This window comes from Luteimonas sp. FCS-9, from assembly GCF_001014645.1.
GTDB lineage: Bacteria > Pseudomonadota > Gammaproteobacteria > Xanthomonadales > Xanthomonadaceae > Luteimonas.
In genome coordinates, this window is record NZ_LASZ01000009.1 from 1 (window position 1) to 19767 (window position 19767).

General features: G+C 73.3%; 14 protein-coding genes and 1 pseudogene. 12 read left to right on the plus strand and 3 right to left on the minus strand.

Annotated elements, in window-relative coordinates; genetic code table 11:
* A pseudogene (locus WQ56_RS09435) lies at positions 1-738 on the plus strand (rod shape-determining protein); the annotation flags it as partial.
* A gap of 88 nt (positions 739-826) precedes the next feature.
* Entirely contained in the window at positions 827-3421 is a 2595-nt protein-coding gene (locus tag WQ56_RS09440) for a penicillin acylase family protein (RefSeq protein ID WP_082132315.1), read from the plus strand.
* Here the strand turns inward: WQ56_RS09440 and WQ56_RS09445 are convergent.
* Positions 3418-4044: an alpha-ketoglutarate-dependent dioxygenase AlkB gene (locus tag WQ56_RS09445; RefSeq protein WP_047136865.1), complete on the minus strand. Its 627-nt coding sequence runs from the start codon at positions 4042-4044 to the stop codon at positions 3418-3420. The two genes, WQ56_RS09440 and WQ56_RS09445, sit on opposite strands and share 4 nt — an antisense overlap.
* Positions 4045-4085: 41 nt before the next feature.
* Positions 4086-6533, minus strand: a complete 2448-nt coding sequence (locus WQ56_RS09450; protein ID WP_231583392.1) for a methyl-accepting chemotaxis protein — start codon at positions 6531-6533, stop codon at positions 4086-4088.
* Positions 6534-6884: 351 nt separating this feature from the next.
* Here WQ56_RS09450 and WQ56_RS09455 point away from each other — a divergent pair, with 351 nt between their 5' ends.
* From WQ56_RS09455 to WQ56_RS09480, 6 genes are all read left to right on the plus strand, one after another.
* On the plus strand, positions 6885-7409 hold the full coding sequence (locus tag WQ56_RS09455; RefSeq protein WP_047136867.1) for a sigma-70 family RNA polymerase sigma factor: 525 nt from the start codon (positions 6885-6887) through the stop codon (positions 7407-7409).
* Positions 7406-8440, plus strand: a complete 1035-nt coding sequence (locus WQ56_RS09460; protein WP_047136868.1) for a FecR domain-containing protein — start codon at positions 7406-7408, stop codon at positions 8438-8440. Before WQ56_RS09455 ends, WQ56_RS09460 begins: the two co-directional genes overlap by 4 nt.
* Before the next feature lie 135 nt (positions 8441-8575).
* Positions 8576-11620: a TonB-dependent receptor gene (locus tag WQ56_RS09465; RefSeq protein WP_047136869.1), complete on the plus strand. Its 3045-nt coding sequence runs from the start codon at positions 8576-8578 to the stop codon at positions 11618-11620.
* Between the two features lie 109 nt (positions 11621-11729).
* Positions 11730-13133: a hypothetical protein gene (locus tag WQ56_RS09470; RefSeq protein WP_082132317.1), complete on the plus strand. Its 1404-nt coding sequence runs from the start codon at positions 11730-11732 to the stop codon at positions 13131-13133.
* Between the two features lie 260 nt (positions 13134-13393).
* Positions 13394-13960 (plus strand): TlpA disulfide reductase family protein, encoded by a 567-nt coding sequence (locus WQ56_RS09475; RefSeq protein WP_197076471.1) that lies wholly within the window; start codon positions 13394-13396, stop codon positions 13958-13960.
* Position 13961: 1 nt separating this feature from the next.
* Positions 13962-14177: a hypothetical protein gene (locus WQ56_RS09480; RefSeq protein ID WP_047136872.1), complete on the plus strand. Its 216-nt coding sequence runs from the start codon at positions 13962-13964 to the stop codon at positions 14175-14177.
* 61 nt (positions 14178-14238) lie between these two features.
* Here the strand turns inward: WQ56_RS09480 and fabV are convergent, their stop codons facing one another.
* Positions 14239-15450, minus strand: a complete 1212-nt coding sequence (gene fabV / locus WQ56_RS09485; RefSeq protein WP_047136873.1) for an enoyl-ACP reductase FabV — start codon at positions 15448-15450, stop codon at positions 14239-14241.
* Between the two features lie 190 nt (positions 15451-15640).
* Between fabV and WQ56_RS09490 the strand changes: the two genes are divergently transcribed.
* The 4 genes from WQ56_RS09490 to WQ56_RS09505 all read left to right on the plus strand — a co-directional run bounded on the left by WQ56_RS09490 (position 15641) and on the right by WQ56_RS09505 (position 19503).
* A complete protein-coding gene (locus tag WQ56_RS09490; RefSeq protein WP_047136874.1) occupies positions 15641-16189 on the plus strand; it encodes a cytochrome b in 549 nt (182 codons plus the stop codon).
* An 89-nt stretch (positions 16190-16278) separates the two neighbouring features.
* The gene (locus tag WQ56_RS09495) at positions 16279-16827 is read left to right on the plus strand and encodes a hypothetical protein (protein WP_052772948.1); all 549 of its coding nucleotides are present in this window, start codon (positions 16279-16281) and stop codon (positions 16825-16827) included.
* Positions 16824-17273 carry a di-heme oxidoredictase family protein gene (locus WQ56_RS09500; protein ID WP_047136875.1) on the plus strand — a complete coding sequence of 150 codons (450 nt, stop codon included), beginning with the start codon at positions 16824-16826 and terminating at the stop codon, positions 17271-17273. Before WQ56_RS09495 ends, WQ56_RS09500 begins: the two co-directional genes overlap by 4 nt.
* A 178-nt stretch (positions 17274-17451) precedes the next feature.
* On the plus strand, positions 17452-19503 hold the full coding sequence (locus WQ56_RS09505; protein WP_047136876.1) for a TonB-dependent receptor: 2052 nt from the start codon (positions 17452-17454) through the stop codon (positions 19501-19503).
* Positions 19504-19767: the final 264 nt, after the last annotated feature.

Genomic DNA, 19767 nt, shown 5'->3' on the forward strand with positions numbered 1-19767 from the left:
CACTTCCTCGAGGAACCGGCCGCGGCCGCGCTGCACCACCACGCGATCAGCCCGCAGCGCCAGACCACGCTGGTCGTCGACGTCGGCGGCGGCACCACCGACATCGCGCTGGCGAGCATCGGCGGCGACACCGCGCCGCAGGTGCACCGCGCCTGGGGCATCGCCAACGGCGGCACCGACGTCGACGTCGCGCTGAGCCTGGCGCGCGCGATGCCGCTGTTCGGCAAGGGCGTCACGCGCACGCCGGTGCACCACTTCGTCGAGGCCGCGACCGTGCAGGACCTGCCGCGCCAGCGCGAGTTCCACCGCCACGACTACCGCGACGTCGAGGCGCCGTACGGCGCGCGCCTGCGGGCGCTGCAGGACGAGGGCGGGACCACGCGGCTGTACCGCGGCATCGAGGCGATGAAGGTCCGGCTCAGCGCCGACGACACTGCCGGGCAGCCGCTGGACTTCATCGAGCCCGGCCTGCGCGTCGATGCCGGCCGCGGCGACCTGGGGACGGCGGCGGCCCGCTTCCTCGGCCAGATCGGCGGGCTGCTCGACGAGGTCCGCGCCGACCTGGCGCAGCCGCCCGACAGCCTGTTCCTGACCGGCGGCATGTCCGGCGCACCGTACGTGCAGGCCGCCGCGCGGGCGCGGTTCCCGCAGGCCCGGGTCGTGCTCGGCGATCCGTCGCTGGGCGTGGTCTCGGGGCTGGCCGAGCACGCGCGCAACGCGGCCGCCACCGCGGGCTGAGGCGCCGCGGACGGCGGAACGCGCTCGATCGCGCGTCGAAGCTGAAACAATCGGGCGGCGGCAGGCCGCCGCGACGGGGAGTTCGGCAATGCGCAACACGCTGCGTGCGTGGATCCAGCGGGCGACGCTCGCGCTGGCGTTGATCGCACTGGCGATCACGGCGACGCTGTGGTGGCAGCTGCGCGGCAGCCTGCCCGCGCTCGAGGGCGCGCGGACGCTGTCCGGGCTCGATGCGCCGGCGACGATCGTGCGCGACGCGCTGGGCACGGTGACGATCACCGCCGACAGCGAGGTGGACGCGATGCGCGCGCTCGGCTGGGTGCACGCGCAGGAGCGCTACTTCGAGATGGACCTGATGCGGCGCCTGCCCGCGGGCGAGCTCTCGGCGCTGTTCGGCGAGCGGGCGCTCGAGACCGACCGCCGCCATCGCCTGCACCGCATGCGCGCCCGCGTCGACGCCTCGCTCGCCGAGGTCGCCGGCGAGCGCATGCCACAGTTGCGCGCCTACTCCGACGGCGCGAACGCGGGGCTCGCCGCGTTGCGGGCACGGCCCTGGCCGTACCTGCTGCTGCGCCAGCAGCCCACGCCGTGGACGCCGGCCGACTCGGCCCTGGTCGGCTTCTCGATGTACTTCGACCTCCAGGACGCGGGCAACGCCCGCGAACTGGCGCTGCACCGGTTGCGGCCGCACCTGCCGCCGGCGCTGTTCGCGCTCGTGGCCCACGACGGCAGCCGCTGGGACGCGCCGTTGCAGGGCGGGCCGCGCGGCGACGCGGCGTTGCCGGATGCCGATACGGTGGACCTGCGCCGGCTGGACGTAGCGGACATGGCGGACGGGGGCGACGGTGGCGGGACGCCTGCGGCGATGGTTCGATTCCCCCCCTCTCCACCGCTCGCGCCGCGAGCGGTCCCCCTCTCCCCCGCGGCGCGGGGGAGAGACGGCGGCGGGCCGCCTGCGGCGGCCGATCTGGGTTGGGGGAGCAACAACTTCGCGGTGGGCGGGGCGCTGACCGCCGACGGGCGGGCGCTGGTCGCCGACGACATGCACCTGGGCCTGCGCGCGCCCAACCTGTGGTTCCGTGCGCGGCTGCGCTATCCCGACCCGCGCGCGCCCGGCGGCCGCGTCGACGTCGTCGGCTTCACGCTGCCGGGCCTGCCCGCGATCATCGTCGGCAGCAACGGGCACGTCGCCTGGGGTTTCACCAACAGCTACGGCGACTACCTGGACTGGCAGCGCATCGTGCCCTGCGACGCCGCCGGTCCGGCGGCGCCCGGCTGCACGCCGCTGCGGCGCCACGCCGAGACGATCGCCGTCGCCGGACGCGCCCCGGACACGCTGACCGTCGAGGACAGCGACTGGGGGCCGGTGGTCCACCGCGAGCCCGACAGCAGCGCGCTGGCGCTGCGCTGGACCGCGCACCTGCCCGGCGCGCTGAACTTCGGTCTGGCCGACTTCGCCCACGCCGGCGACCTCGACGACGCGCTGGCGATCGCCGACCGCACCGCGACGCCGACGCAGAACCTGGTGCTCGGCGACCTGCACGGCGCGGTCGCCTGGCGCCTGCTCGGGCCGATCCCGGCGCGGGCGCCCGGTTGCGACGGCCGGACGGTCTCCCGTCCGCCAGGCCCCGGCGCTGCGCCGGGCGATGCCGGCAACGTCTGCGCGCCGTGGACGATCGCCACCGACGCTTCGCCACTCGTGCGTTCGCCCGACGCGACGCGGCTGTGGACCGCGAACAGCCGCGTCGTCGATGGCGCGGACTTCGCCCGGATCGGCGACGGCGGCGCGGCGCTCGGCATCCGCGCCTGGCAGATCCGCGAAGGGCTCGGCGCCCGCGACCGTTTCGCCGAACGCGACCTGCTCGCGATCCAGCTCGACGACCGCGCGGTGCTGCTGTCGCAGTGGCATGCCCTGCTCGGCCGGGCGGCCGACGCGGACGGCGGCGGCGACACCGCGCTGCGCGTGCTCGCCGGCGCCGCGCGCGACTGGAGCGGCCGCGCCGACGTCGATTCGGCCGGCTACCGCATCGTCCGCGCGTGGCGGTTGGCGGTGCACGCGCGCATCGCCGACGGCCTGCTGGCGCCCGCGCGCGCGGCGGCCGGGGACGCGATCGCCTGGCCGGACCCGCCGAACTTCGAGGGCGTGGTCTGGCCGCTGGTGAGCCAGCGCCCCGAACATCTGTTGCCGCGCCGCTTCGCGTGCACGCCGCAGACCCGGCGCGGACGCTGCGTGCCGGTCGCCGACGGCTGGACCGCGCTGCTGGAGGACGCCGCGCGCGAGGTCCGCGACACGCTGCAGGCCGACGGGCCGCTGGCGCAGCGCCGCTGGGGCGAGCACAACACCGCGGCGATCTGCCATCCGCTCGCGGCCGCGATCCCGCTCGTCGGCCGGCGCGCGCTGTGCATGCCGGCGCAGCCCTTGCCCGGCGACGGCACCGTGCCGCGCGTGCAGGCGCCGGCGTTCGGCGCCTCGCAGCGCATGGTCGTCGCACCGGGGCACGAGGCCGACGGCATCGCACACATGCCCGGCGGCCAGAGCGGCCATCCCCTGTCGCCGTTCTGGGGCGCCGGCCACGGCGACTGGGTACAGGGCCGGCCCTCGCCGCTGCTGCCGGGCCCGGCGACGCACGTGCTGCGGCTCGTGCCCGGCCCCGCGCCGGCACGCACGCGCCCCGGCGACTAAGCGCCGAGCGGCCCCTGCCAGTGGGTGCCGTACAGCCCGGCCGCCATCTTCGCGGCCGGGCGCGCGCGGAACACCGCGCTGATCCGCGGCCCCACCGGACGCGTGGTCTTCGCGATCCCGTGCGCATGGGTCAGCTGCGAGGCGTGGCTCATCGCCAGCACGCTGCCGGGCGCGAGCTCGATCGCGATCGCCTTGCCGCGCCCGTCCTTCGCACGGATCGACATCCGCCGCGCGTCGCCCAGCGACAGCAGCGCGATCGGCTGCCCGGGCACCAGCGTGTGCAGCTTGTCGTGGTGCATCGCCACGCTGTCGCGGCCGTCGCGGTAGAGGTTCAGCCCGACCGCGGTGTACGGCGCCGGCACCCGCCGCTGCACGGCGCGGTGCATGTCCGCCAGCGGCAATGACGACGGCAGCGCGTCGAGCCGGTAGGACGCCAGCAGCCGCGGGACCGCGACCACGCGGCCATGCATCGGCCGGTGCTGCATCTCCCAGTGCGCGCCGGCGCGCAGCGCCTCGAACCACGCCGCGGCGGTCGCCGCATCGACCGCATCCGCCCAGTAGCGGATGCCGCCCTCGTCGTCGTCGACGAGGATCCGCGGGCCGGCGGTCGGGAACAGGTCCATGCCGCCCAGATGGGGTCGTTCGGCGCGCCGGACAACCGGCCTCAGGCCGCCGGCACCGCCGCCGCGTCGGTGCGGAACGCGGCGACGCTGGCGTTCAGCCGGGCTGCCTGCGCGTGCATGCGCGAGGCGGCCGCGGTGGCGCCCTCGACCCGCGCGGCGTTGCGGCGGGTGGCCGCGTCCATGCCCGACACGGTCCGGTCGATCCGGTCGATGCCCTCGGCCTGCGCCTGCGACGCCGCGCGGATGCCGGCCATGATCGCGGTCACGCCCTGCACCGAGGCGACGATCTCGCCCATCGTGCCGCCCGCGCGTCCGGCGAGCGCGGCGCCGTCGGCGACCTTCGCACCGGCATCGTCGATCAGCCCCTTGATCTCGCGCGCGGCGTCGGCGCTGCGCTTGGCCAGCATCCGCACCTCGGAAGCGACGACGGCGAAGCCACGGCCCTGCTCGCCCGCGCGCGCGGCCTCGACCGCGGCGTTGAGCGCGAGGATGTTGGTCTGGAACGCGATCGTGTCGATCACCGACAGGATGTCGGCGATCCGGCGCGATGCGCGCTCGATGTCGGCCATCGTCGTCACCACCCGGCCGACCGCGTCGCCGCCGCGCGAGGCGACCGCGGCCGCGTCGACGACCAGCGCGTCGGCCTGGCGCGCGTGCTCGGCATTCTGGCGCACGGCGTCGGCGAACGCGGCCATCGACGCCGCGGTCGCTTCGAGCTCGACCGTCTGCTGGGCGGTGCTGCGCGAGAGGTCGGCGTTGCCGGCCACGATCTCGTCGGCGGCGCGCCCGATCGCGACCGAGGCGTCCTGGATGCGCGCGACGATGCCGGTGAGCTGGGCGACCGTGGCATTGGCGTCGTCGCGCATGCGGGCGAACACGCCGTGGAAATCGCCTTCCATGCGCGCCGACAGGTCGCCCTGCGACAGCGCGGCCAGCAGGCCCTGAAGCGACGAGAGATTGTGCTGGAAGGTGTCGAGCAGTCCATTGATGCCGATCGAGAGCGTGCGCACGAACCCGTCCTTGCCGGCCAGCGCGATCCGCCCGTGCAGGTCGCCGCGCGCGGCCGCCTCGACCAGCGCCGCGATCTCCTGCTCGACCATCGTCTCCAGCGCGCGGCTGCGCCATTCGATCGCCGCGCCGATGCGCTGACCGTCGACCGCGACCGCGGCGACCGCCCACGAATAGCGGGTGCCGGCGTGGTCGGCCTCGTGCGCGAACGCGGTCTCGCCGGCGCACAGGCGACGCTGGACGTCGGCGAAGTCGGGATGCAGCGCGGCGGCATCGCCGCTGTCGAGCCCCCCGGCGGCGTCCGCACCGAGCGCGTCGCGCAACGCGCGGTTGGCATAGGCGATGCGGCCGTCGTGATCGAGCAGCATCAGCCCCGACTGCGCACTGTCGAGCGCCTGGCGGATCCGTGCATTCTCGCGCGCGACCGCACGCTCGCCCTCGATGCGCGTGCGCAGGCGCTGCTGCATGTGCACCAGCATCCCGGCCAGGCGGCCGAGCTCGTCGTGCGGGTTGCGTACCGCGAGCGTGGCGTCGAGCCGATCGTCGGCGATCGCCTGCGCGAAGCGCAGCGTGTCCTCGATCGGGCGCCGGACCGCGCGCAGCACCGCCAGCAGCGTGGCGATCAGCGCGATCGCGACCAGCAGCAGCGTCGCGGCGAAGAACGCATCCATCCAGCGCCCCTGCGCCTGCTGGCGCGCCCGCGCGGCCGCCAGCGCCGCCGAGCGCTCGGCGTGCAGCGCCTCCAGGGCCGGTGCGATCCCGGCCGCGACGTCCTCGAGCGATTGCGCCTCGATGTCCAGGCCGACGCGCGCCGCGACGTAGCCCAGCAGCGCGCCCTGGTAGTCGTCCATGCGCGCGCGCACCGCGGCCTGCGTCGCATCGTCGGCACGCGTGGCTGCGAGCGCCAGGTCGAAGTCCAGCTTGCCCTCGCTGGCGCGGTCGGCCTGCCCCGGATCGCCGCTCAGCAGGAAGCGAAGCTCGTGCAGTCGCATGCGCTGCAGGTGCCCGGCCAGCACCGGATCGCCGAGCGCGTCGACGTCGGCGGCGACCGCATCGGCTGCCGCCTCCAGCCGACCGCGCAGCCCCTCGGCGCCGGCGCCCATCTCGTCGACGCGCGCGTTGAGCGAGGCGATGCCGGCCCCGAAGTCCGCGACCCGCGTCGCCACTGCATCCAGCGCCGGCGAGGCCTGCGCACCGGCATCCGACGGCTGCAGCGCGGCGAGTGTCCGGGACAGTTGCGCCTGTGCGTCCTGCAGCCGCGCCCGGTCCGCCGCCTCCAGGCTGTGCGCATAGGCGGTCTGCCGCCGCCGCGCTTCCGACACCTGGCCGGCGAGCGTGCCGGCCAGCACCGCCTGCGCCTGGTGGTGTGCGAACATCGCGCCGGCCCGCTCCACCCCCAGGCCCGCGCGCCAGTAGGCGAAGGCCACGACCAGCAGCCCGAGGCCGCAGACCACCAGACTGGCCTTGATCTTGGTCGCCAACGTGGCGCGTGCGAGCGGCCGCAGCCAGCCCGGCGCAGCGATCCGGGACAGGCGTCGGCGAACGTGGGCGAGGGCCTGCGACCCTCGCGACGGCAAAGACGGGAACGTGGCGACCGGCATGGGCGTCTTCCAGGCAGAGTGACGCATCGGTATCGGCCTGGCCGCCGGGAACTTGAGCACGCCATTGCGGACCACGGCGTCGCGTGCCTTGCGGACCTGCGTGTTCTACCGCCGCGGCGCTACAGCGCGATGACGGCCGCGAGCGGTGTCGACGCCGGGCTTGCGACGCGTCATGCCGGCGTCATCTGCCGCCGATACCGTGCGGCGCTTTCGACCGACGGATCCGCGACATTGGCCGAGACGGCACGGCGACGGTGGGCAACGATGTTCGCCGAGCACGGCCCCGGGCTGCGCGGCTTCTTCGTCCGCCGCGGGGCGCGCGACGATGCCGAGGACCTCGTGCAGGAGACCTACGCCAGGCTGCTGCACGCCGATCGCGACCGCGGCGCGACGATCGCCAATCCCGAGGCCTACCTGTTCGCCGTCGCGCAGAACCTCGCGCGCGAACGGGCGCTCCATCGTCGCCGGGCGCCGTTGCCGCTCGAGGAACTCGAGCCGGTGGATGCGCTGCGCTCGGACGCGCACGCGACCGAGGACGCCGTCGAACGCGCGCAATACCGGCAGCGCCTGCAGGCGACGCTCGATGCACTGCCCGCGCGGACGCGGGAGGTGCTGGTGCTGCAGTACCGCGACGGCCTGACGTACCGGCAGATCGGCGAGCGGCTCGGCATGTCTGCGCACATGGTCAAGAAACACGTCGTACGCGGGCTGGCGATGTGCCGGCGCGCGCAACTCGACGCGGGCGAGGCCCGATGAGCGCGTCCGGCGCGTCGCACGAGGTCACGCGCGCCGCCGCGCGCTGGCATGCGCGGCGACACGCAGGCGGCCTGGATGCCGAAGCGCAGGCCCGGTTCGCCGCGTGGCTGCGCGCCTCGCCCGAACACGTCCGCGAATACCTGGCGGTGACGCGCATGGCCGGGGAGCTGAGCGGCCTGCTGCGAGGCTCGGCGCCGTCGGCCGCCACCGCCCGCGCGGCCGCATCGCACGGCACGGTCGTGCCGCTGCCGCCTGCGCGAACGTCCACGGCGACGCGCTTCCGGTCGACGTTGCCCGCCCCGCGCCGGCATCGCACGGCGATGGCCGCGGTGCTGGCGCTCGGTCTGGGCCTTGCGCTGCTGGCCGCGCTGCCACGCACGTCCGAGCACGCGGCAGGCCATGGTGCGCCGCGCCGTCTCGCGCTCCCGGACGGCACCGTGGTGCATCTCAATGCCGAGAGCGCGCTGACCACGCGCTTCGGGCTGTTCTCGCGCAGGGTCGAGCTGCTGCGCGGACAGGCCAGCTTCGTCGTCGCACCCGGGCGCCGCCCGTTCGCCGTCCACGCCGCGGGCCTGGAGGTCCGCGACATCGGCACCACGTTCGACGTCGCACTGCGCCGCGGGCAGGCCCGTGTCGCCGTCGTCGAAGGCCGTGTCCAGGTCCTGGACGACGCCGGCCGCGGGCCGATGCTCGCCGACCTCGTGGCCGGCCAGCGCGCCGGCATCGGCTACCGCGACCGCCGCGTCCGCGTGACGGACGAGGACATCGGCGCGATGACGGCCTGGTGGACCGGGCGGATCGTATTCCGCAACGAGCCGCTGCGCGACGTCGCCGACGCGTTCAACCGCGTCAGCCGGGTGCGACTGCGCATCGACGATGCGGCGGCGGGCGCGATGCGGCTGACCGGCAACCTGCGCGGCGACGACATCGAATCGCTGCGCGCGTTCCTGGCGCTGCAGCCGTCGCTGCGCACGCGCGTCGTCGATGGCGACATCCACGTCGCGACGGCCGCGCGGCTTCCGCCGCGATGAGCGGGCCGGCACCGGCGCGGTGTCAAAAAAAATTCATCGGCATCCAGGTACCCGACCGGCGCGCTGCGCACTCGTAGATCCACGGCAGGCGGCATCCGCCTCGCCCCATCCGTCCCTCTTCCACTGGATCCCACGATGCGTCGCACCCTGTTCCTCTCGATCGCGCTCGCGCTGCAGGCCACCGCCACCGTCGGCGCGCAGACACCGACCACGGTCGCCGACTCCGCCCTTCCCGCCCAGCCGCTGGACCGCGCGCTCGATGCGCTCTCGCGCAGGACCGGCCTGCAGTTCGTCTACGACGCCGGCGCACTGGGCAACCCGCAGGCGCACGCGGTCCCGGCCGGCCTGTCCGCGGACGAAAGCCTGCAGCGGCTGCTGGCCGGCACCGGGCTGCGCCATCGCTACGTCAACGCGTCCACGGTGACGATCGAGGCCGACCCCGCGCCCGTTGCCACGCCTGCGCCGCGCCCGGGCGCCGGTACGGCCGCGACGCCGGGCGCGGGCGACGTCGCCCGCACCGGCGAACCGCTGCAACTCGACGGCATCTCCGTCGTCGGCAGCTACAGCCGCAGTCTCGAGCAGGCGGTCGACCTCAAGCGCGCGACCCTCGCGTTCTCCGATTCGATCGTCGCCACCGACGTCGCGGACTTTCCCGAACAGAATCTCGCCGAGGCGCTGCAGCGCATGCCCGGCGTGGCGATCGAACGCAACAAGGGCCTGGGCAGCCGCGTCAACGTGCGCGGCCTGCCCGCCGACTACACCCATGTCGCGATCAACGACCTGGCGACCGCGTCGGGCAACGGCGGACGCGACGTCGAGTTCGACATCTTCGCCTCGGAGATCATCCAGCAGGTCACCGTGCAGAAGTCCCCGACCGCGGCGGACGAGGAAGGCGGCATCGCCGGCGCCGTGCGGATCTCCACCGCGCGCCCGTTCGACTATGCGGGCCGCAAGCTGGTCGCCTCCGCCGAGGGCGCGCACAACTCGATCTCCGGCGAGAACGATCCCAAGGTCTCGTTCCTGGCCAGCGACACCTGGGGCGACTGGGGCGCGCTGGCCTCGTTCTCGCACGCCCGGCGCACCAACCGCACCGACGCGACCTCGGGCATCAACTTCCGGCCGCTGTCGCGCTTCCTGGGCGCGTCGGGCACGCGCGGCGCGCACGCCGAGGCGGTGTTCGAACGCGACACCGGGCTGGCGATCGGCGACCGCACCGACACCGCCGAGAGCAATCTGATCGTGTTCCAGGACAAGGTCGGCGATCGCGTCTATCTCAACGAACAGGAGAAATGGGGCGCGACCGCATCGCTGCAGTACCGGCCCAGTGCGTCGTTCGGCCTGACCTTCGACGCGATGCTCGGCGGCTACGACACGACCGAGGGCGAGTACGACGCCGCCGCCTATTCGGCCTCCAGCCGCAGCACGCTCGACACCATCCACGAATACGACGCCGACACGCTCGCCCGGCACGGCATCGTGGTGCTGCGCGACGTGTCCTACACCGCGACCCAGCACGAGTTCCTCAGCAAGGAACGCGTGAGCGAGACCGACTATCGCCAGTACAGCGCCGCCCTGGACTGGCGCGGCGACGCGTGGCGCGTCGATGCGATGCTCGGCTATTCCGGCGCGGACCGCACGCTCGACTACGCCAACCTCAAGCATGTCGCCTACGCGCCGTCGCGCACGCGCTGGACCGGGCGCAGCGGCGAGACGATCCCCAGCGACGATCCGGCGACGATCGACATGTACGATGCGCCCGACCGCTACCTGTTCGAGGCCTACGAGACCACTCGCGAGCGCGTCGTCGACGACAAGTACGCCGCCCAGGTCAATGTCGCACGTACCCTCGACCTGGCGTTCGCGCCGGCGCTGCACACGCTGCGCTTGGGCGCACGCCGCACCGACAAGTCCAAGGAGCGCGAGTACGGCGAGGCCAAGATCACCGGGCCGGCCGCCGGCGACGGCTCGTGGGCGAACGTCCGCACACTGGCCGACAGCCCGCTGGAATGGATCGGCGACATCGTGCCCGGCGGCCGCTATCGCGCCGGGGACCTGGCCTGGCGGCAGGTCTCCAACGACTACGCCCGCGACGCGTTCCGCTACCCGGGGTTCTCCACGCCGTTCGAGGATGGCCAGTACTACCGCGTCGACGAGGACGTGACCAGCGCCTACGCGATGGCCGAACTGGCCTTCGACGTCGGCATGGTGCCGGTCTCGGCGAATGCCGGCGTGCGCTGGGTCGACACCTCGGTGCTGTCCTACGGCTACCACCCCGTCCAGCGCGAGGACGGCAGCACCGGCTACACCGACGCGCCCGTGTCGAAGGCCGGCAGCTACACCGACGTGCTGCCGAGCTTCAACGCGACCGCCGAGCTCGCCAGCGGCCTGCTGCTGCGCGCCGCGGCGTCGAAGACGCTGATCCGGCCCGCCCTGACGGACGTGGCCTACAAGCGCACCGCCAGCTGGAGTTCCTACCGGTTCACCGACGGCAACCCGGACCTGCAGCCGACCTACGCCGACCAGTGGGAGATCGGCCTGGAAAAGTACCTCGACAACGGCGGCCTGCTGGCGGCCTCGTACTTCCGCAAGACCATCGACGGCGTGGTGATCAACGCGCTGACGGGCACGGTCGAGGACGTGGCCGTCTACAACGCCAACGGCACGCTCAACGGCATCTACGACTTCGACGTCTACCAGCCGGTCAACGCCGACGGCAGCTATCGCGTCGACGGCATCGAGCTGATCGCCCAGCTGCCGCTGTCGATGCTCCATCCCGCGCTCGAGGGCTTCGGCGTCAACGCCAACTACACCCTGCTCGACAGTTCGCTGGCCGGCGAATCGGACCTGGGCATCGCCACGCCGATGCCGGGCCTGGCCGAGAAGACCTACAACCTCACCGTCTACTACGAGAACGACCGCTTCGACGCACGGCTGGCCTACAACCACAAGGACGAATACGTGGAGAGCATCGGCTACAACATGTACCCGATCTACCGCGATGCCTACGGCCAGCTCGACGTGTCGATCGGCTGGCGCCTGAACGACCATCTCAAGCTCAGCCTCAAGGGCATCAACCTCACCGACGAGGCGACGACCGGCTACACCATGGACCCGTCGTTCCCGACGATGTACGAGCTGTCGGGCAAGCGCATCAGCCTGGGCCTGCGCGCCGACTTCTGAGCACCGCGCCCGCGCGTGGGGCATCGCGTCCCGCGCGCGGGGCGGCGGCCGGCTGCGTGCACGATCCGCAGCCCGCGCCGGATACCCGACGACGAACACAGGACATCGCATGCATCTCCGACCATACCGCCCGTTGCCGGCCCTGGCGCTAGCCTGGGCGGTCACCCTCGCCGCCACCGCAACGGCCACCGATGCCGATGCAGGGCGCGCCTGGCAGGCGGGCGACCACCACGTCCACAGCGAATGGAGCGTGACCTGGGACCGCACGGTCTCGCCGCCGCGTCCGATCCGCGGCGGCGATTCGCCCTACACGCGGTCCCGCAACGCGCAGCAGGCGCTGGCCCACGGCCTGCGCTGGATCGTGCACACCGACCACGGCGGCCCCGGCCATTCGGTCGTCACGCGCGACCAGGCCTGGCCGGCACTCCAGCGTGCCCGCCGAGACGTGCCCGACCTGATCCAGTTCAACGGCATGGAGTTCGACGTGCCGGGCGCCGAACACGCCTCGCTGATCGTCGCCCCAGGGCCGGACGAACGCGACCGGCTGGTGGAGATCGAACGGCGATTCGGACGCAGCGAACCGCTGCACGGCGAGGGGCGCGATCACGAAGAGTTAATGCTCGACGCCCTGGCGCACATGCGCGCGTTGCCGACACCGCCGCTGCTCGTGGTCAACCATCCCGCGCGCACCGCGACCGGCATCGGCACCTGGGGCCAGGTCGAACCGCGCGAATTGCGCGCCTGGCACGATGCCGCGCCGCAGGTCGTGGTCGGCATGGAGGGCGCGCCAGGCCACCAGGCCACGCGCGACGAACGCGGGCTGTACCGCAACCCGGCCGCACCGACGTTCGGCGGCTTCGACCAGATGACCGCCACCGTCGGCGGCGTGTGGGACGAACTGCTGGCCGAAGGCCGCCGCTTCTGGATCACCGCGACCTCCGATTCGCACAAGAACCTGCGCGACGGCGGCCGCGACTTCGACCCAGGCGAGTACAGCAAGACCTGGGTCTGGGCGCGGCCGGACGCGCACGATCTCCTCGACGGCCTGCGCGCCGGTCGCATGTTCGCGGTCACCGGCGACCTGATCGACGCCCTGGAGCTGACGGTGCGCAGCGAGCGCGGCAGCGCGACGATGGGCGGCCGCCTGGCCGCCGCCCCCGGGGAGACGCTGCGCATCCGGCTGCGGGTCCGCCAGCCGGCCGCGCCGAACGCGAACGGCGACCGCCCGCCCCTGGCGCAGATGGCGGTGATCGTCGGCACGCCGGTCGCCGGCGGCGCGCCGGCCATGCAGGTCCATCGTTTCGAACGCGCGCAGCTGCAGCGCGAGGGCGCCTGGTGGTCGGTCGATCTGGAGATCCCCGCCCCCGCCGCAGGCGCCTTCGTCCGCGCCCGCGGCAGCAGCACAGACGAGGTCGAGCCGCTGGCCGACGTGCCGGGCGAGGATCCCTGGCAGGACCTGTGGTTCTACGCCAATCCGGTGTTCGTCGAGGTCGCGGACGCATCGCCACCCTAAGAGCCCGCTCGGCGACGGCGCGCAGCCCGCGCCTGGCACGCCGCCACCGGATGCGCCGCCAGGGCAGTGATGCACTGCCGCACCGGCCGGCCCCAGGCGCCAACGCCATTGCATCGGAACTGTGACTGGCTGGGCAATTCGGATCCTCCGACGGCGAATCGGCCGCCCGGCGATTGACCCCAGCCCGCCGCGTGCGCAGGGTCCGGAGGACATCGGACGCAGGAGGCGGTCGCATGCCACGTCGCATGCCATGGATCTGGTTGGGCCTGCTGGGCGCCTGCGCGCTGGTCGCGGTGCTCGCCTGGCAGAACCGCGAGCTGCGCGAGGAACGGCGCTGGTTCGTCGCGCGGACCACCGAGCCGTACTTGGGCATGTACGTCCCGAAGGTCGAGGCGACGACGCTCGACGGCGCGTCGCACGTGCTCGGCGCGCCGGACGGCGCATTCCAGGTGCTGTACTTCTTCACCCCGACCTGCCCGTACTCGCGCCGCTCGCTGCCGCGCGTGGCCGATGCGGCGCGCCGCATCGCCGAGACGCACGGGCCGGACGCGCAGTTGCTGGGCGTGTGCCATTGCACGCCGGCGCAGGCGCGCGCGTACGCGGCCGAGCACCGCCTTCCGTTTCCGGTGACCACGCTGACCGACCGACGCCACGTGATGCTGTTTCGCGCGCGCAACGTGCCCGCGACGCTGGCGCTCGACCGCGACGGCCGGGTCCGCTACGCGCGCGTGGGCGCCTTCGATACCAAGGAGCGGGTGCAGGACCTTCTGGCCGCGCTGCGACGCACGGATGCGTCGGCGGCCCTGGCCACTGTCGAGGAGCGATGAGATGAGACGTTACTGGAAGACGATGCGCAACGCCGCGGCCGCCGCGCTGTTCGTGGGCTGCATGGGCTTCGGCGCGATGCAGGCCGTGGCCGACGACGGCACGACCGGCGAGGCCTCGTGCAGCGCGTGGGCCTGCGCGCAGGAATGCGCGCCGTTCGGCGGCGACCTGGGGCCGGGCGGGCCGGGCCAGCCGCTGCAGTGCTACTGCTGCGGCTGAGTGCGGACATGCCCGGTGCCGGCGAACGCCGGCGCCGGGCACGCACCGCGGTCGCGCGCGCTCAGTCGCGCAGTTCGATCACGTCGAACTCGACCACCGGGTCGACGTCCGCGTCGTAGTCGACGTCGTCGCGCTCGAAGCCGAACAGCTTCAGGAACTCGTGCTTGTAGCCGGCGTAATCGGTCAGCGCGGTCAGGTTGTCGGTCGTGACCTGCGGCCACAGCACCTTGCACTGCGCCTGCACCTCGTCGCGCAGTTCCCAGTCGTCCAGACGCAGGCGGTGCTCGTCGTCGAGCTCGGCCGGCGCGCCGTCGGCGCGGTACATGCGCTCGCGCAGCAGGCGGTCGAGCTGGTCGAGCGTGCCTTCGTGCAGGCCCAGTTCCTTCATGACCTTGAAGACGATCGCGATGTACAGCGGCAGCACCGGGATCGCGGCGCTGGCCTGGGTGACCACCGACTTGAGCACGGCGACGTTGGCGCTGCCGCCCGTGGGCCGCAGCTGCGCGTCGAGCCGGCGCGCGGTCGCGTCGAGATCGGCCTTGGCGCGGCCCAGCGCGCCGTGCCAGTAGATCGGCCAGGTGATCTCGGTGCCAATGTAGCTGAAGGCGACGGTCTTCGCGCCGTCGGCCAGCACGCCGGCCTCGCGCAGCGCGTCGATCCACAGCTGCCAGTCCTGGCCGCCCATGACGGTCACGGTGTCGGCGATCTCCTGCTCGGTCGCCGGCTCGACGGTCGCCTCGATCACCTGGTCCTTGTTGGTGTCGATCGCGGTCGAGGTGTAGGCCTGGCCGATCGGCTTGAGCGCCGAGCGCTTGAGCTCGCCGGTGCCGGGCAGCTTGCGCACCGGCGAGGCCAGCGAATAGATCACCAGATCCACCTGCCCGCCCATCTCGTCGCGGATCAGCGCGATCGCCTGCTCGCGCGCGGCGTCGGAGAACGCGTCGCCGTTGATCGAGCGGCTGTACAGCCCCGCCTGCTTGGCGGCCTTGTCGAACGCCGCGGCGTTGTACCAGCCGGCGGTGCCGGGCTTCTTCTCGGTGCCGGGCTTCTCGAAGAACACGCCGAGCGTGTCGGCGCCGAAGCCGAAGGCCGCGCTGATGCGCGCCGCCAGCCCGTAGCCGCTCGACGCACCGATCACCAGCACCTTCTTCGGGCCGTCGTCGCGCACGCCGCGCGCCTGCGTCGCCTCGATCTGGTCGCGCACGTTGTACGCGCATCCGGTGGGATGCGTGGTGGTGCAGATGAAGCCGCGGACCTTGGGATGGATGATCACTGTGCTGCCCGGTTGTCGTGGAAATCGGGCGCCAGTTTAAGGCGTGCCGCCGCCTCGGTCCCGTACGGGGGGCAATGGTGCGCGGCGAACCCGGATGCTGCATTGCGTCGGCGCGATTGACAGCGCGCCGGCCGCCCGCTGAACTGGGCGCCCCGGGCGCGCCTGCGCCCTGCTGCGGATCCCGCTTCCGATGTCATCCCGCTGGCTCGATTCCCCGGACCGCTACGGCCTGGTCACCCGCCTGCTGCACTGGGGCATGGCCGCGCTGTTCGCGTGGCAGTTCGTCGGCATGGGCGTGAAGCTGGCGCTCGGCCGCCACGCCCTGACCGCCTTCCTCGTCGGCACCCACAAGCCGGTCGGCACGCTGCTGATGCTGCTGATCCTCGCGCGCGGCGCATGGGGGCTGTCGCAATGGCGGCGCCGGCCGCCGCATCCGCCGACCTGGACCGGCCGCGCCGCGCTGGCCGGGCACGCGGCGCTGTACGCGCTGATGGCCTGGGTGCCGACGGTCGCGCTGCTGCGCGAGTACGGCTCGGGCAAGGGCTTCGCGCCCTGGGGCGTGCCGCTGCTGCCCGCCACCGGCGTCGAACAGGCGGCATGGATGGCGCCGGCGAACCTGTCGCACGGCGTGCTGGCCTGGACGTTGCTCGCGCTGGTCGTCGGCCACGTGCTGATGGTCGCGGTGCACCACCTGTTCTGGCGCGACACCACGCTCGCGCGGATGGCCGGTCGGCTTTAGGCGCACGCCGGGCGCCTGCGACGACCGGTCGCCGGCGCGGCTCGCCGGTTTCGTTATATCCTTTCGGACATATCGGAACCGGCCCCGCCATGCGTCCCTGTCTCCCGCTCCTCGTCCTGTCGCTGCTCGCCGTCCCCGCGTTCGCGGCCGGTCCCGCGCCCGCCGCGGCCCTGCCCGCGGGCTGCGACACCTTCCATTGGGACGTCGCGCAGGAACTGTCGCTGCTGCAGACCCCGCCCGCCGCCGTGGTCGCCGGCACCGGCGGCGAGGCGACGACGCGGATCGAGCCGGGCACGTTCTATCGCGCCGCGCTGCACCCGCAGGCGGAGGTCGCGCTCGCGGCGCCCCCGGGCAAGCCGATGCTCGACGACGACGCGATGGCCGGGCTGCTGACGTTCCGCGTACCCGCCGACGGCCGCTACCGCGTCTCGATCACCACCGGCCACTGGATCGACGTCGTCGACGACGGCGCGATCGTCGCCTCGCTGGACTTCCAGGGCCGCCGCGGCTGCCCGCTGGCGCACAAGATCGTCGAGTTCGAACTGCGGGACGGCCGCGACCTGGTGCTGCAGTTCGCCGGTGGCGACGCGCCCGTGTCGGGCGTCGCGGTGACCGCGGTGCCCGCGCCCGCGCGATGACCTCGCGCAGGCGCCTGGCGTCGTCGCTGCTGCTGGGCGGCGCGGCGCTGGCCGCGTTCGCCGCCGTCGCGCCATCGCCGGTCGCCGTGCAGGCCGATGGCCGCACGCCGGTGGCATGGCGCGCGCTCGATGCCGCGCAGACCGAGGCCTTCCATCTCGGCCACGCCGTCTACAACACCTCGTGGCTGCCCGCGGGCGACGGCGGCGGCCGGCGCGACGGGCTCGGCGCGCCTGTGCGGAGCCTGTGGCGCACGGCGCCGCTGTGGGGCATGAGCACCGCGCTCGAGGGCGGTCGCCCGGTCCGGCTGCTGCACGACGGGCGCGCGCGCAGCATCGACGAGGCGATCGGCTGGCACGACGGCAACGCCGCGCCGGCCCGCGCCCGCTACGAGCGCATGCCGGCGGCCGAGCGCGCCCGCCTGCTCGCCTGGATCTCCGCGCTCTGACCGCCCCCGCCCCGGGCCGCACCCGCACCGGCAATGCACGCGCCGGTTGACCTCGGATCGCTATATCCGATTGAATATAACGACCCGCCGCCGGCGGACCACCCGCCCACGACCGCACGCGACCGCCCGACCGGGCCGGCGCGTCGGCCGCGCGCATGCCCCCCGATTGGAAATCCGCATGTCCCGACCGTGCCCGCTCGCCGCCGCGCTCGCCCTGGCGCTGACCCTCCCCTTCACCGCCACCGCCGAAGAGGCCGATCGCACCACTGGCGGCGACGTGTTCACGCTCGGCCAGGTCACCGTGACCGCCAAGGCGCCCGAACCGGTGGCGACCGGCGATGCGACGATCACGCGCGAGGAGATGTGGTCGTTCAACACACTCACGCTCGACGACGCGGTCAAGCTGACGCCCGGCGTGATGACCACCCGCGACGGCAACGGCCGCCGCAACGAGCACGACATCTTCGTGCGCGGCTTCGGCCGCTGGCAGGTGCCGCTGTCGATCGACGGCGTGCGGATCTACCTGCCGGCCGACAACCGCCTCGACTTCCGCCGCTTCCTGACCGCCGACCTGGCGCAGGTGCAGATCAAGAAGGGCTACGTGTCGGTGATCGACGGTCCCGGTGCGATGGGCGGCGCGATCAATCTGGTCACGCGCAAGCCGGTGCGCGCGTTCGAGGGCGTCGTGCAGGCGGGCGTGGACCTGGACCGCGACGGCGACGTCGGCGCCTGGAACAGCTACGCCTCGTTCGGCACGCGCCGCGATCGCTTCTACGCGCAGGCGAGCTTCAGCGTCGTCGACCGCGACCACTGGACGCTGCCGTCGAACTTCGAGGGCAGCGCCTTCCAGCCGCGCGGTGAGCGCGTGCGCTCGGCCAGCCGCGACACCCGCACCAATCTCAAGCTGGGCTTCGAACCCAATGCCACCGACGAGTACTCGCTCAACTACACGCGCCAGGAGGGTGCCAAGGGCGCGCCGCTGCACCTGTACACGAACCCCGGCAACCGCTTCTGGGACTGGCCGAAGTGGGACATCGAGACCCTGTACTTCCTGTCGAGCACGCAGGTCGGCGACGGGCGGCTGAAGGTCAAGGCGTACTACAACACCTTCGACAACGCGCTCCACACCTACGACGACGAGACCTACGCCACCCAGGCGACGAACCGTGCGTTCCGCAGCCTCTACGCCGACGAGAGCTACGGCGCCAGCGTCGAGTACGGCTTCCGCCCCGCGCCCGACCACGACACGCGGCTGGCGGTGCACTGGCGCACCGACCGCCACGACGAGACCAGCCACAACCGCCCCGACCATCCGACGCTGTCGGAGATCACGCCGACCGAGCGCAACCGCGAGGACACGCTCTCGCTGGCAGCCGAGAACACCTGGCACGCGACCCGCGCGCTCGACGTGCTGGTCGGCGCGAGCTACGACCGCAACGAGGTCAAGCTGGCGCAGGACTGGAACGCGACCGACGGCCTGTTCGAGCGGCCGGTCGGCAGCAGTTCGGCGTGGAACGGTCAGGCCGCCGTCTACTGGCAGGCCGACGAACACGCGCGCTTCGGTGCCACGCTGTCCTCGCGCGTGCGCTTCGCGACCAACTTCGAGCGCTACAGCACCCGCTTCGGCACCGCGCTGCCCAATCCCGACCTCGGCAGCGAGCGCGGGACCCACCTCGAACTGTCGTGGGAGCGCCGGGTCTCCGACGACGTGAGCGTCAGCACCGCGGTCTTCTACGCCGACGTCTCGGACATGATCCAGACCGTCGTGATCGACGGCCCGAACCAGATCACCCAGACCCGCAACGTCGGCAACGGCGAATTCTACGGCGTCGAGTTTGGTGGCCAGGCGCGCGTGAGCGACACGCTGGTGCTCGGCGGCAACGCGACCTGGATGCACCGCACGATCGAGGACGCGCTGCAGCCCGAGTACCGTCCCACCGGCGTGCCCGATCGCCAGGCGCTGCTGTACGCGACCTGGTCGCCGCTGGCGCGCTGGTCGTTCACGCCGAGCGTCGAGTACGCGAACGACCGCTGGAGCACCGGCCCCACCACGGATTATCTGCGCACCGGCGCCTACACCCTGGCCAACCTGCAGGTGCAGTGGGACCTCGACGACCGCACGCGCGTGGCGTTCGGCGGCCGCAACCTGTTCGACGACTACGCCGAACTGGCCTGGGGCCTGCCGCAGGAAGGCCGCGCCTGGTACGCGAAGGTGCAGTTCGTCTTCTGACCCGCCCCACCCGGCACGCGATCGCCGGCGGCATCCCCTGCGCCATCTCGGCCCCCTGCAGGCGCGGCGCTTGTGCTTGCATCCCCTTTTCGGGGACGCGCGACCGCGCTTCACCGGTGACGCCCATCGCGCGCAAGCGCGCTCCTACGGCAATCCTGAAGCCGAAAACGCGGACCGCCCCGGCGCGGCTCGCACGCGCTCGGGCCACCGCAGCGCATCCCCTGCGCCATCTCCGCCCCCCGGTAGGCGCGCGCTTGCGCACGA